Source organism: Pseudomonadota bacterium (assembly GCA_039024915.1).
GTDB lineage: Bacteria > Pseudomonadota > Alphaproteobacteria > Rhizobiales > MH13 > MH13.
In genome coordinates this window covers 48,637-62,498 of sequence record JBCCPK010000003.1, presented here as the reverse complement: position 1 = coordinate 62,498, position 13,862 = coordinate 48,637, and the positions used below count along the sequence as shown (strand labels likewise).

12 protein-coding genes are annotated in these 13,862 nt (G+C 59.2%); 8 read left to right on the top strand and 4 right to left on the bottom strand.

Annotated features, from left to right (window positions below):
- Window positions 1–9: 9 nt before the first annotated feature.
- Both AAF739_06535 and AAF739_06530 read left to right on the top strand, forming a co-directional pair.
- A complete protein-coding gene (locus AAF739_06535) occupies window positions 10–396 on the top strand; it encodes an Mth938-like domain-containing protein (protein MEM6382315.1) in 387 nt (128 codons plus the stop codon).
- A gap of 28 nt (window positions 397–424) precedes the next feature.
- Window positions 425–1,276 (top strand): squalene/phytoene synthase family protein, encoded by an 852-nt coding sequence (locus AAF739_06530; GenBank protein ID MEM6382314.1) that lies wholly within the window; start codon window positions 425–427, stop codon window positions 1,274–1,276.
- Here the strand turns inward: AAF739_06530 and trmFO are convergent, their stop codons facing one another.
- Window positions 1,277–2,704 carry a methylenetetrahydrofolate--tRNA-(uracil(54)-C(5))-methyltransferase (FADH(2)-oxidizing) TrmFO gene (trmFO, locus tag AAF739_06525; protein MEM6382313.1) on the bottom strand — a complete coding sequence of 476 codons (1,428 nt, stop codon included), beginning with the start codon at window positions 2,702–2,704 and terminating at the stop codon, window positions 1,277–1,279.
- 315 nt (window positions 2,705–3,019) lie between these two features.
- Here trmFO and AAF739_06520 point away from each other — a divergent pair, with 315 nt between their 5' ends.
- Window positions 3,020–3,475: a hypothetical protein gene (locus AAF739_06520; GenBank protein ID MEM6382312.1), complete on the top strand. Its 456-nt coding sequence runs from the start codon at window positions 3,020–3,022 to the stop codon at window positions 3,473–3,475.
- A gap of 22 nt (window positions 3,476–3,497) precedes the next feature.
- Here AAF739_06520 and rlmJ read toward each other — a convergent pair whose 3' ends face one another.
- Both rlmJ and uvrA read right to left on the bottom strand, forming a co-directional pair.
- A complete protein-coding gene (gene rlmJ, locus AAF739_06515; protein ID MEM6382311.1) occupies window positions 3,498–4,274 on the bottom strand; it encodes a 23S rRNA (adenine(2030)-N(6))-methyltransferase RlmJ in 777 nt (258 codons plus the stop codon).
- Between the two features lie 11 nt (window positions 4,275–4,285).
- Complete coding sequence (uvrA, locus tag AAF739_06510; protein MEM6382310.1) at window positions 4,286–7,198, bottom strand: excinuclease ABC subunit UvrA; 2,913 nt, start codon at window positions 7,196–7,198, stop codon at window positions 4,286–4,288.
- Between the two features lie 275 nt (window positions 7,199–7,473).
- Between uvrA and ssb the strand changes: the two genes are divergently transcribed.
- The 4 genes from ssb (at window position 7,474) to AAF739_06490 (ending at window position 10,308) form a co-directional block, all read left to right on the top strand.
- The gene (ssb, locus tag AAF739_06505) at window positions 7,474–7,947 is read left to right on the top strand and encodes a single-stranded DNA-binding protein (GenBank protein MEM6382309.1); all 474 of its coding nucleotides are present in this window, start codon (window positions 7,474–7,476) and stop codon (window positions 7,945–7,947) included.
- 106 nt (window positions 7,948–8,053) lie between these two features.
- A complete protein-coding gene (locus AAF739_06500; protein MEM6382308.1) occupies window positions 8,054–8,515 on the top strand; it encodes a hypothetical protein in 462 nt (153 codons plus the stop codon).
- Window positions 8,516–8,536: 21 nt separating this feature from the next.
- A complete protein-coding gene (locus AAF739_06495; GenBank protein MEM6382307.1) occupies window positions 8,537–8,959 on the top strand; it encodes a VOC family protein in 423 nt (140 codons plus the stop codon).
- 431 nt (window positions 8,960–9,390) lie between these two features.
- A complete protein-coding gene (locus tag AAF739_06490) occupies window positions 9,391–10,308 on the top strand; it encodes a sterol desaturase family protein (GenBank protein ID MEM6382306.1) in 918 nt (305 codons plus the stop codon).
- Here the strand turns inward: AAF739_06490 and AAF739_06485 are convergent.
- Entirely contained in the window at window positions 10,305–10,946 is a 642-nt protein-coding gene (locus AAF739_06485) for a MarC family protein (protein MEM6382305.1), read from the bottom strand. The genes AAF739_06490 and AAF739_06485 overlap by 4 nt on opposite strands.
- A 144-nt stretch (window positions 10,947–11,090) precedes the next feature.
- Here AAF739_06485 and gyrA point away from each other — a divergent pair, with 144 nt between their 5' ends.
- The gene (gene gyrA, locus AAF739_06480; protein ID MEM6382304.1) at window positions 11,091–13,838 is read left to right on the top strand and encodes a DNA gyrase subunit A; all 2,748 of its coding nucleotides are present in this window, start codon (window positions 11,091–11,093) and stop codon (window positions 13,836–13,838) included.
- Window positions 13,839–13,862 lie beyond the last annotated feature (24 nt).

Below are 13,862 nucleotides of genomic sequence, written 5' to 3'. Positions count from 1 at the left end.
ACCAAAGCGTTGGACGAGCAAAGCGCCGAACGCTTTCTGCCGCAACAGGTGCCGATTGATGCGATGCTCGACGCCGGGTTTCGCTTCGCAGGTATGTCGCATCAGGGGAGTATCATGACAATGCCGGGGCGCACGCAAAGCTGGGCCGCGCCCACGTCTGCTTCCGCTCTCGCCACCCGTGATTTGCAACCGATCCTGGACCTGGCGGACAACCTTGATCTTCTGGTCATAGGGACCGGGGCCCATGTTGCGGTTCTGCCCCAAACAACACTTGATGCGGTCCGCGAAGCCGGTCTTGCCGCCGAGGTAAGCGCAACCCGCGCAGCCGTTCGTACCTACAATATCCTTCTGTCCGAAGATCGGCGGGTGGCCGCTGCGCTCATGGCGCTGACCTAACCGGGAACAACCGCAAACGGAGACGCGGGTGCCAGATAACCCCAATCAGCACGCTGCCGATCATCTGCGAACGCATGACCCTATCTGGCATGCCAGCTTGCAGTTCGTACCAGAGGACAGGCGGGCAACCGTCATGGCCTTGTTTGCGTTCCTGGCCGAAGTTGCGCGGACCCGGTCGATGATCTCAGAACCGATGCCTGGAGAAATCCGGTTGCAATGGTGGCGCGACGCTATCGGCGGGATTGAGCATGGCGCTGTTGGCTCCAACCCTCTCGCCGCGGCGCTGCTGGAAGCCATGGGACGCGATGGCCTACCCGCCGCAACACTCCAGGCAGTTCTCGATGGCCGAACTTTTGACCTCTATGATGATCCGATGCCCGAAACCCACACGTTCGAAGGGTATGCTGGTGAGGTCTGGTCAGGCCCAATGGCGCTTGCCATGGGCTACCTTGCTTCCGAGCCGGCAGGTCAGTTCGCCGATGCGGCAGGGCACGGTGGCGTGGCGCTGACAGTCGCTCGGGTGCTGACAGGTTTCCATCATTGGACGGCGCGGGGCCAGACGCTCATCCCAAAGCCGATGCTGGACGAGGCCGGCACAACGCCTGATGCGCTCCGGCTTGGCAAGCAGACGGCAGGGCTATCTGACGCGCTAAAGGCCTTTATCGCTTATGGTCAAAGCCATGTTCACAAGGCGCAAGAAGCTGCACGATCCTTGCCGAGCGCGGCCTATCCGATCTTGCTACCGGTATCCTTGGCAAGCCGTACCTTTAAGGAGGCAGAGGGGTGGGCCGACGACCCCTTTCGCGGCGCACTTTCGCACGCGCGTTGGAAACTCCTTTGGAGGGTATGGCGTGCATCGAAACGCATGCCCCGGCTATGATCACTCCGCCGCACTTGGGAGCATGGCCGCCTCAAAACGAGCCGCCCAATCCGCCGAAGCGGCAAGCGCGCGTTTGGCCATCGCCTGCTTGCGCGCCAAGCCCTTTGCCTTGCCCTTGATCCGCTTTCCGGCTTCATCGAGCAGTGGGCCGTCGAGCGGCGGGAAAAGGCCGAAATTGACGTTCATGGGTTGAAAGGATCGCGGGCCCTCGTCAATGGAGACAACATGGCCGCCGGTGATGTGGTTCACCAACGCACCGAGAGCAGTCGTTTCAGGCAGATCCGGGACCGGTAGCCCAAGCCGTTCAGCCGCCGCAAGACGGCCGACGTAAAGCCCGATCGCCGCCGATTCAACGTACCCTTCGCAGCCGGTAATCTGTCCGGCAAAGCGTAAACGCGGCTGTGCTTTGAGGCGAAGTTGCCGGTCGAGAACGACAGGCGAATTGAGATAGGTATTCCTGTGGATCCCGCCCAGGCGGGCAAAACGCGCCTGCTCTAGGCCCGGAATCATACGCAGGATATCGGTTTGCTGGCCGTATTTGATCTTGGTCTGAAAGCCGACCATGTTGAACAGCGTGCCGAGCGCATTGTCCTGGCGCAGCTGAACAACGGCGTAAGGCCGCTCGTCCGGGTTGTTCGGATCGGTCAGGCCGACCGGTTTCATCGGTCCGAACCGCAAGGTCTCACGGCCCCGCGCCGCCATGACCTCGATGGGGAGGCAACCGTTGAAATAGGGTGTGTCGGCCTCCCACTGCTTGAAGTCGGTTGAATCCGCCTCGATCAGCGCGTCGATGAAACGATTGTACAGCGCTTCGTCCATCGCACAGTTGATGTAGTCCTTGCCCGTTCCACCGGGGCCAACCTTGTCATAGCGGGACTGGAACCATGCCTTGTCCATATCGATGCTGTCGAAGTGGACAATCGGCGCGATGGCATCGAAGAAGGCGAGAGCATCCTCACCGGAAAGCTCCAAAATGGCCTGGGCGAGCGATGGCGCGGTGAGTGGACCTGTTGCGATGATCACGCTGTCCCACTCGTCTGGCGGTAAACCTCCCAACTCCTTGCGCTCAACTGTGATGAGTGGGTGGTCCTGGAGCGCTTTGGTCACGGCTTCAGAAAATCCATCCCGATCGACAGCAAGCGCGCCGCCCGCGGGCACCTGGTGCGCGTCTCCCGATGCCATGATGATCGAATTGAGCTGCCGCATTTCTGCATGCAGCACGCCAACGGCGTTCGATGTCGCATCATCCGACCGAAACGAGTTCGAACAGACAAGTTCGGCCAATCCATCAGTCTTGTGCGCTTCCGTGCCGGCGTGCTGCGGGGCACCGCGCATCTCGTGAAGGATCACTGGGACGCCGAGCTGCGCCACCTGCCATGCGGCTTCCGATCCAGCCAAGCCCCCGCCGATGATGTGAATGGGTTTCAAGGTAAGCTTCCCGCTGTGAAAAACTTGACAAGGTTTAGTGGCCCAATGGCAACGCTTCAAGGCGATCGTGCAGCACAGCAAACCTGACGGCCGGTTGATCGTTGCTCGGCAGCCCGGGTGTTGGTAGCCGCGACCATGGCCCTCAACAAGGAATGCAGCGTGCGCGGCTTAGCTCGGTCCATTTTGATCTGCCTTTCGGCCGGCTTACTGGCCGGTTGCGTGTCAAGCAGCGCAAGCCCTCTATCGTGGTATCCCAACCATAACGGCGTCGCGCCAAACGGGCTGCAGGTGACGATCTGCCATGGCTTCGGATGCATGCGCTCAAGCCGTGTCCAGTTGACCGGGCAGGACGTCACCGTGCTTCGCGGCATCATGGCTCGGGGCTCGTCCGATCCAGCTGCCGAGCGGCGCGCCATCAAAAATGCGGTTATGTGGATGGAGGAACGTGTCGCGCCGATTGCCGGAACGGGCAACGATGAAGGCGGTTTTGACATGCACAATTCCGGCGTGGCGGGGCAGACTGATTGCTTGGATGAAGCGACCAACACCACCTCAACGTTGATCATTCTGTCTGAGAATGGCCTTCTGCGGCATCACTCCGTGCAGTACCCGGTCGCGCGGGGCTTCTTGCTTGATGGCCGGTACCCGCATGCAACGGCGGTTGTTGCCGAACTTGAGAGCGGCGAACGGTGGGCGATCGATCCTTGGCCCTATCGTAACGCTGAAGATGTCGATGTCATGCCACTCTCAGCATGGTTTGCGGCGCGTTAGCTCTGCTGACGCGAAGGCGGGATCAGGACTGAAAAAGCGCTCCAACAGCCTTCGCGTCGGCTTCGAACGTGTACGGTGCATTGACGCATAAAACGCCGCTACCGATAAGCCGATGGTGTCCCGAGGCGGCACCGAAGCTCACCTCATGCCGGACACATTTCGGCAGCCCAAGTGCAGCGATCGCTTTCGCCATTTCCGCGCCTTCGCCGGTTTTGAGAAGGGGATACCACAGCATGATCACGCCAACCGGCCAAAGCTTGTGCAGCCCGCCTAGAAAGCTGGGCAGCCCGGAAAAGTCGTGGTCGAGCTCGTAGCTTGGATCGATAAAGATCAATCCGCGTCGTGGCGTCGGCGGGCAGATGCGCGCAGCCCACGGGAAACCATCCTCGTGGTACACATGGATGCCTGATTTTGGCATCGCCTCCGACAGTACAGTATGTTCCTGTGGGTGAAACTCCGCCAGTTGGAAGCGGTCCGCGCTGCGTTTGAATTGGTGCGCGATCAATGGCGAGCCGGGATAGGCCATCGGGCCATGCTCATTGCGAAACGCCTCAATCGCTTTGCGGTAAGGATGATCCTTGGCAAAGCGTTGAAGGAGGGCCTGCACGCCGTGGCGCGCCTCGCCCGTTTTCGCGCTCTCAGCGCCGGCGAGATCGTACATCCCGCGACCCGCATGCGTTTCGATGTAGCTGATTGGCTTGTCCTTGCGGACGAGGTACTCCAAGGCGAGTGCAAGCAGGGCATGCTTGTGGACGTCGGCAGCATTCCCGGCATGATAGGCATGTTGGTAAGAGAGCATTGGTAGATATGCTATTCCGCTGCAACTGACTTCGCCGAGCTGCGCGCCAGGACGTCCGCCAAATAATGGCCGGTATAGGAACGTGGCTCTTTGACAATCTGTTCTGGCGTCCCGACTGCGACGAGTTCGCCGCCGCCGTCACCACCTTCCGGGCCTAAATCGATAATCCAGTCCGCCGTCTTGATCACTTCCAGATTGTGCTCGATCACAACGACCGTATTGCCCTGTTCCACCAGCTCATGCAGCACTTCAAGCAGCTTGGCCACATCGTGGAAATGCAAGCCTGTTGTGGGCTCATCGAGAATGTAAAGTGTCCGGCCTGTTGAGCGCTTGGACAGTTCCTTGGCCAACTTCACGCGCTGCGCTTCGCCGCCTGAAAGCGTCGTCGCTTGCTGACCGACCTTGATGTAACCGAGCCCGACCCGGTTCAACGTCACGAGCTTGTCGCGGACGGCGGGAACGGCGGAGAAGAACTCCGCCCCTTCTTCAACGGTCATATCGAGCACGTCGGCTATCGACTTACCTTTGAACTGAATGTCCAGCGTTTCGCGGTTATAGCGTTTGCCGTGGCAGACATCGCAGGTCACGTAGACATCGGGCAGGAAGTGCATCTCAATCTTGATGACCCCATCGCCCTGGCAGGCCTCACAGCGCCCGCCTTTAACGTTGAACGAGAAGCGCCCCGGCGCGTAACCGCGCGCCTTCGCCTCCGGCAGGCCCGCAAACCAATCGCGGATCGGTGTGAACGCGCCGGTGTAGGTGGCCGGGTTTGATCGCGGGGTACGCCCAATCGGCGACTGATCGATGTCGATGACTTTGTCGAGATATTCGAGGCCAGTGATTGAATCGTGCGGCGCGGGGTTGTCGCGCGCACCGTTCAGACGCCGGGCTGCAACCTTGTAGATGGTCTCAAGCAGAAAGGTCGACTTTCCACCGCCCGACACACCCGTCACGCAGGTAAACGTGCCCAGCGGTATCTTCGCATCGACGCCCTTGAGATTGTTGCCGCGCGCGCCCTTCACTGCGATGGATTGGCCCTTTTTGCCCTTGCGACGCTTCGCAGGGAACGGGATCGCCATCGTCCCCGACAAGTATTTCCCCGTGAGCGACTTGGGGTTGGCCATGACCTCGCCGGGCGTGCCTTCGGCCACAATCTGGCCGCCATGAACGCCGGCACCGGGGCCGATATCGACGACATAATCGGCGGTCCGCACCGCGTCTTCATCATGCTCGACAACGATGACCGTGTTACCCAGGTCACGCAGGTGCTTGAGCGTATCAAGCAGGCGGTCATTATCCCGCTGGTGCAAACCGATGGATGGCTCATCAAGGACGTACAAGACGCCCGTGAGGCCGGAACCAATCTGAGAAGCGAGGCGAATGCGCTGACTTTCGCCACCCGATAACGTGCCCGATGATCGCGAAAGCGTCAGATACTGCAGACCGACATCGTTGAGAAATTTCAGGCGATCTCGGATTTCCTTCAGGATCGCCTTGGCAATCGCATTCTGTTTGTCGGTGAGCTTTTCCGGTAGCGCGTTGAACCAATCATTGGCGGCAGCGATCGACAGCGTTGAAATCGCGCTGATGTGCTCGCCATCGATCTTGACGGCAAGTGCTTCGGGCCGGAGGCGATAGCCTTTGCAGGCCTCACACGGCCGGTCGGACTGATACCGGGCCAACTCTTCGCGAACCCATTGCGAGTCGGTTTCACGCCAGCGCCGTTCGATGTTGCCGATCACACCCTCGAAGGGCTTTTTGGTTTTGTACGAGCGCAAGCCATCGTCGTAGGTGAAGGTGATATCCTCATCGCCAGAGCCATAGAGGATCACCTGCTGGACTTTCTCCGGCAGGTCGCTCCAGGACTTCGCCATCGACGCCTTATAGTGGCGGCAGATCGCTTCGAGCGTTTGCGTGTAGTACGGTGAGGTGTTGCCTGTCTTCGCCCACGGTGCCACCGCCCCCTGGCGCAGCGAGAGGGAAGGATCGGGGACGATCAGCGCCTCTTCAAACTCCAGTGTTGTGCCAAGCCCATCGCAGGTCGGGCAGGCGCCTTGCGGCGAGTTGAAGGAAAACAGCCGCGGCTCGATTTCCGGGATGGTAAAGCCTGATTCAGGGCATGCGAAGCGCTCGGAAAACATGATGCGCTCGGGCAGCGGCTCGCCCTCCTTGAGATCGGCGAATTCGGCAACGGCGAGCCCATCAGCGAGCTTGAGCGCGGTCTCGAAGCTGTCGGCCAGCCGGGTTGCGAGATCATCGCGCACGACGATGCGGTCCACGACCACATCGATGTCGTGCTTGTACTTTTTGTCGAGTTTTGGCGCGTCGGCGATCTCGTAATAGTCGCCGTCGACTTTCAGGCGTTGGAAGCCCTGTTTCATAAGTTCGGCGATTTCCTTGCGGTATTCGCCTTTACGCTGGCGTACAATCGGCGCGAGCAGATAAAGCCGCGTGCCTTCCGGCAGGGCCATTACCCGGTCGACCATCTGGCTGACAGTCTGGCTCTCAATCGGCAAGCCGGTAGCAGGCGAGTAGGGGACGCCCACCCGCGCCCACAAAAGCCGCATGTAGTCGTAAATCTCGGTGACCGTCGCCACCGTGGAGCGCGGATTGCGGCTGGTCGTCTTCTGCTCGATTGAAATGGCCGGTGATAGGCCGTCGATCTGATCGACGTCCGGCTTCTGCATCATTTCGAGGAACTGCCGCGCATAGGCCGATAAGCTCTCAACGTAGCGGCGCTGCCCCTCGGCGTAAATCGTATCAAACGCGAGCGACGATTTTCCCGACCCTGACAGGCCGGTCATCACCACCAGACTGTCGCGGGGCAGAGAGACGCTCACATCTTTGAGGTTGTGCTCGCGTGCACCGGTCACGGTGAGATACTTGTTGGAATGCGCAGGGACTGGCGGTTTAGAAGCGGCCATCAAAAACTCGGATCAAAGACTGAACGGGTTGGGGGGAGCGAGGCGCCCGAACCAAGAACATTAGCGCAAGGGCGAGGACTCACCAGTGTGAACAAACATAGAACATCACTTGTCTCCTGACACAAGTCTCGATAGGGTGTGGATAACAATCCCGGCCATACTGTCAGCCACCGAAAGGCCTCGCAGCGGGTGCACGGCGCGCGTATGGCTTGACGGTAATGAGGTTACGGCAGGCGGCGCCCATCGGATTGGATGGCACCAGCAAGGAGAGCACCATGGCAGGTAGCGTTAACAAGGTCATTTTGGTGGGCAATCTGGGTGCGGACCCTGATGTGCGCTCGTTGCAGTCGGGCGACAAGCTGGTCAACCTATCTTTGGCGACGTCCGAAACGTGGCGCGATCGCCAGTCTGGCGAGCGCCGTGAGAAGACCGAATGGCACCGCGTGGTGATCTTCAATGAGAACCTGGCCAAGGTGGCTGAGCAATATCTGCGCAAGGGTTCAAAGATTTACATCGAAGGCGCACTGCAGACGCGCAAGTGGCAGGACCAGAACGGTCAGGATCGCTACTCGACCGAAGTTGTGCTGCAGAAGTATCGCGGCGAACTGACGATGCTTGACGGCCGCAATGACGGTCAGGGGGCATCTGGTGGTCAGATGGGATATGGCAGTGGAGGCGCGTCAATGCCGCAAGATCGCGGACCAGCACCGGCCATTGGTTCTGACCTGGACGACGATATCCCATTCTAGGCGCCTGGCGAGACAGCTTTGCCAATGCATGCAAGGTTGGTCGTTATGTCGTCGATTTTGTATGCCCGTTTAAGCGCCAGAGACATTCTAGATCGGGATTGGTGAAATGTCTGATTGGCTCAAGCGGGTTGTTGGACTGGGTATCGGCGCAGCCGCTCTGCTGCCCGCCTCGGCAAATGCTTTCTTTTGGGGCACAAAATTTGGTGTCGCCTCCTGCGAAGCGTCAGTCGCCGGGCAGTGCGATAGTATCAACGACAAGACAGCGCTCTATCGCAGCACGTCACTCCGCATTGTCTATTATGCGCCTGACGGAACCTACTATCAGGTCGAAAGCACCACGGTTGTGACCGGGCGATGGCGCGTCGATGAGACGGGCGAAAACGTCATCCTACGCACCTTTGGCGCTGGCCAGTTTCCACCGCAACCGATTGGTGAGTTCGTGGCCCGGGCATCAGATATCGTCGATGGTGATCCAGCAGCATTGGCGGACAACAAACGGGGCATCTACCTGCTTCCCTTGCGGGACCTGCCGACCGAAGAAATCATTGCGCAGGTCCGTGCACGTTAACCGAGCCGGACGGTGCCTAGGGTGACACGCCAATCACTGTTACATGTGGCTTTGGTCGTCCGAGACTATGACGAAGCGCTTGACTTCTATGTCGGCAAACTCGGCTTCGATCTGCTCGAAGACACCTACCAACCGGCACAAGACAAGCGTTGGGTCGTCGTGGCACCGCCCAATTCCTCAGGCTCGACGATCCTCTTGGCCCGTGCATCCAAGCCGGAGCAGGAACGCTTCATAGGCGATCAGGCTGGGGGCCGTGTTTTCCTATTTCTCAAAACCGATGACTTCGAACGCGACTACAAACGGTATCTCGATGCTGGTGTCGAGTTTACGCGCCCGCCGACCGACTTCGATTACGGCCGGGTCGCAGTTTTCAAAGACCTGTACGGCAATCTTTGGGACCTGGTGCAGCATGCGGACGACCACCCATTGGCCGGTCGCTTCTAGAGCAATCCTCTGCACTTTTCCTCCCGCGATCGCTCGCGCCGCGGCTCTGCAAAAGCGGTGAAGCCCTACCCGAACCGTCTATGGCATCGTCTGTACGGAAAGGTCCGCCGCGTGACAGGTAACAGCGGTTCCGTATCGTCAGGCCGATAAATCCAGCCCCAGGACGGACCGGATATTCGCGCTTTGTGTGGTTGGTAAGCCTGTCGCTTACCCGGGAATATGCCGCCAAAACCCTCTGAGCGCAGTGGAATGTTGCCTGCATCTCGAATGGCTGCCGACTGCCGCATTTTCGCAGTGAAGTGCTTGAGGGCCCGCACCAAAGCGGCCGCTAGCGAAAAAGCAACCGAGTTTCAGGTATCGACTTAAGGCCTTTGTAATCCCAAGCCGCTAGATGATGGGCATCACAAGCTTTGTTTGTAGAGTAGGTGGGTATGCTTGATGCTGTCCTGACCATCGCCCAATCCGTCGGCGACAAAGGCCTGTTCATTATTCTGGGCTTCAGCCTTTTGCTGCTGGTCATTACTGCGCTTCGCAAGGGCTTCAAGCAGACATTCTCCAAAAAATTCTTCTCCGGTTCCGCCGCGACTATCATCCTGTACTCGATGAATGTCTGCACCGGGATCGCCATTACGGTGTTTCTGTTCGATATCAGCAAGCTTTACAGCGTTATCAGCTTGCCCACCATCGACCCCGCATTTTGGGACGATGTGCCAATCGTTCTGACGTTCCTCGCAGCGCTCGTGGTCAAAGACTTCATCGACTATTGGACGCATCGATGGATGCATATGCGCTGGCTTTGGCCGGTGCATGCCGCGCACCATTCCGAAGAAGAGATGACCGGTCTGACGACCTATCGCGTGCACTTCCTCGAGACGTACGTGATGATCATCTCGTACGTCTTGGGCGCATCGTGGCTCGGTATCCCGAAAGAAGCGATCGCAGGCGGCGGCATTATCTATCTGTTGCACAATGCTTATGTGCACGCTGACCTGGATTGGGAGCACGGGCCGTTCAAATATCTGCTGGCATCACCGCGCTTTCATCGCTGGCACCACGCCAACGAGCCATCGGTTTTCGGGAAGAACCTCGCGAATATGATGCCGATTTGGGACGTCCTGTTCGGGACGTATCATAACCCCCATCGGTGCCCACACGAGCTTGGAATCGATGAGATCAAGCACGACGATCCGGTCGCTATCTATTTCTACCCGTTCAAGAAATGGGCGAGCGAGCTGCGGGCAGAATTTGCCTCGTCACCGGCGGAAGGGACCGCACCACTGGTCGACGAGCGACAGGAACCGCGGTCGGCGCTACAAGACCCGCCGGCTCGCCCGTATACAACGGGCTAACTGGCCGCCACCACCAGTTCGGTGACCCCATCGGCGATGAACTGGACCGCCAGCGCAGATAGGATCACGCCGAGCAGTCGCGTCAGGATAATCCGTCCGGTATTGCCCAGAAGCTTTTCGATCCGTCCGGCTAACAGAAAGACCGTCAGGCACATCAAGATGATGGCGAGCAACACGCCGACCAGAGCACCCGTCCCGGTCCAGCTTGCGGTCTCTTGTGCCTCGTGGGAGAGCAGGACCATCGCCGCGATAGCGCCAGGGCCTGCCATGAGCGGGATCGCCAGCGGGAACACCGCAACATTCTTGATATGATCCTTGTCCATGGCGCGCGATGTAGTCGTATCGCGCCGCTCGGAGCGTTTTTCGAACACCATCTCAAACGCCAGCCAGAACAACAGGACGCCGCCGGCGATCCGGAAAGCTGGCAGCGTGATGCCCAGCGCATCAAGCAGGCTTTGGCCGCTGATGCCAAACACCAGCAGGATACAAAAGGCGACGATGCAAGCCCGGATCGCCACCTCGAGACGCGCGGCCCGGTCCATCCCTTGCGTCAGCGTCACGAACAAGGGTGCAAGCCCGATCGGATCAATCGTGACGAGGAGGGTGACTGCCGCATTGGAGACGAAATCAAGGAGCATGAAGGCTCCCTGACAGCCGATCTCCAACTCCGCAAGGCCCTGCTTTTCTAAGCGGTTGATAAAGCGCTCGTCGGGGGCGCTATTTTTTGTGTGCGGGCGCTGAATCGGCTAGTCAGAAGCGACGCAAATACAAAGAGATTCGCCTTGTCAGACGACTCAGAAAACCAAGTGCCGCCGTCGGGCGGCAGCGGTGATATTCGTTCGGTCTCCATCTCCGGAGAAATGCGAAAATCCTACCTTGATTACGCGATGAGCGTGATCGTCAGCCGTGCGCTACCGGACGTGCGCGACGGCCTGAAGCCTGTGCATCGGCGCATTCTCTACTCGATGCATGAATCGGGCTATGATTGGAACAAGGGCTACCGCAAGTCTGCGCGCGTTGTCGGCGACGTCATCGGTAAGTACCACCCGCATGGCGACCAATCGATCTACGATGCACTGGTGCGCATGGCGCAGGATTTCTCCATGCGTCTGCAGCTACTCGATGGGCAAGGTAACTTTGGCTCGGTCGACGGCGATCCCCCGGCTGCGATGCGCTACACTGAGGTGCGCATGGCGCGCCCAGCGCACTTCCTGACCGAAGATCTCGACAAGGACACGGTCGATTTTCAGGACAATTACGATAACACCGAAAGCGAGCCGACGGCGCTTCCTGCGCGCTTTCCGAACCTGCTGACCAATGGTGCCGGCGGTATCGCGGTCGGCATGGCGACGAACATCCCACCGCACAATCTGGGCGAGGTGATCGACGCAACGGTCGCTCTGATAGATGACCCGGAGACAGAGCTTGAGCAGCTCATGGAGATCTTGCCGGGCCCCGACTTTCCAACCGGAGGGCTTATCCTCGGTCGCACAGGTATCCGGCAAGCCTACTCGACAGGTCGGGGCTCGGTCATTATGCGCGGCCGTGTCGAAGTCGAGGAGATCCGCAAGGAGCGCGAGGCGCTGGTGATTTCCGAGATTCCCTACCAGGTCAACAAGTCTTCGATGATTGAGAAAATCGCCGACTTGGTGCGCGAGAAGCGCGTGGAGGGGATCGGCGATATTCGCGATGAGTCTGACCGAGACGGCATCCGCGTCGTTATTGAACTTAAGCGCGACGCTGTCCCGGACGTGGTGCTCAATCAGCTATACCGTTTCTCGCCGCTGCAATCGACGTTTGGCTGCAACATGGTGGCGCTCAACAGCGGGCGGCCGGAACAGATGACGCTTCTGGACATGCTGTCGGCATTCATCGCCTTCCGCGAGACTGTCGTCACGCGCCGCACAAAGTTTCTGCTGGGCAAGGCGCGCGACCGGGCCCACGTTTTGGTTGGCCTGGCGATCGCAGTCGCCAACATTGATGAGGTGATCAAGGTCATCCGCTCGGCACCTGATCCAGCTTCGGCGAGGGCCGAACTGATGGCCCGTAACTGGCCGGCTGGTGACGTTGCGCCGCTTGTTGAGTTGATTGCCGACCCGCGCCACAAGGTCCTTGATGATGGCACCTACACACTGTCGGAAACCCAGGCGCGGGCCATTCTCGATTTGAGGCTGCAGCGGCTGACGGCGCTTGGGCGCGACGAGATTGCCGACGAGTTGCACAAGATCGCCGATGAGATTCGCGACTATCTCGACATTCTGGCGTCGCGCGCGCGCATTCGTCAGATCATCAAGGATGAATTGGCCGAAGTTCGCGAACTGTTTGCCAATGAGCGGCGCACGGAAATCACAGAAAGCGATGCTGACTTCGAAGACGAAGACCTGATCCAACGCGAGGATATGGTCGTCACCGTCAGCCATGCCGGCTACATCAAGCGCGTTCCGCTCTCGACCTATCGTGCACAACGCAGGGGCGGGAAGGGGCGTTCGGGCATGTCCACGCGCGATGAAGACTTCGTTACGCGCATCTTCGTTGCCTCGACGCACACACCCGTACTGTTTTTCTCGTCCTCGGGGCAGGTGTATCGCGAGAAGGTTTGGCGTCTGCCGCTATCGGCTCCTCAAGCGCGCGGCAAGGCACTGGTAAATATTCTACCGTTGTCGCAAGGCGAGCGGATCACCTCCATTCTACCGCTACCGGAGGACGAAGACACGTGGGGTAATCTCGACGTTGTGTTCTGCACGAACGTGGGGTCGGTCCGACGCAACAAACTGTCTGACTTCCAGCGTATCAACCGCAACGGCAAGATCGCCATGAAGCTCGACGATGGCATGAGCATTCTTGCGGTCGATCTGTGCACCGAGCAGGATGATTTGCTGCTGACAACGGCGAAGGGGCAGGCGATCCGCTTCCGCGTTACTGATCTTCGCGTGTTCCAGTCACGCGACAGCACGGGCGTCCGCGGTATCAATCTTGGCGACGGCGACGAGGTCATCGCGATGTCGATCCTGCGCGGGTTCGATGCGACGCCTGCCGAGCGGACGGCTTACATCAAGCGGCGTCGCCTTCTCGAAGGCGAAGTCGAGGATGTGGTCATCGACGAGGAAGGTGCAGAGGACGAGGGCAGCATCGACGAAGCGCGCTATGTGGAAATGTCGGCCGCTGAGCAGTTTATTCTGGCCATGTCCGAAAATGGATACGGTAAGCGTTCGTCGAGCTATGAATACCGCGTTTCAGGTCGGGGAGGCAAAGGCATCACGGCGATGGCCGTCACCCCGCGCAATGGGCCGATCATTGCAAGTTTCCCCGTGGAGAACACCGACCAGATCATGATCGTGGCAGAATCTGGCCAGCTTATCCGGGTCCCGGTTGATGGTATTCGCGTAGCGGGCCGAGCGACACAGGGCGTTACAATTTTCAACGTTTCAGACGCGGACAAGGTCGTGTCCGTTGAGCGCATATCTGAACCTGAACCTGAACCCGAAGACGGCGATGCCCCTGAAGCTGATTCAGAGGGTGAAGACGAGTGAGCCCTGTGGGCAATGTCTGGCCAC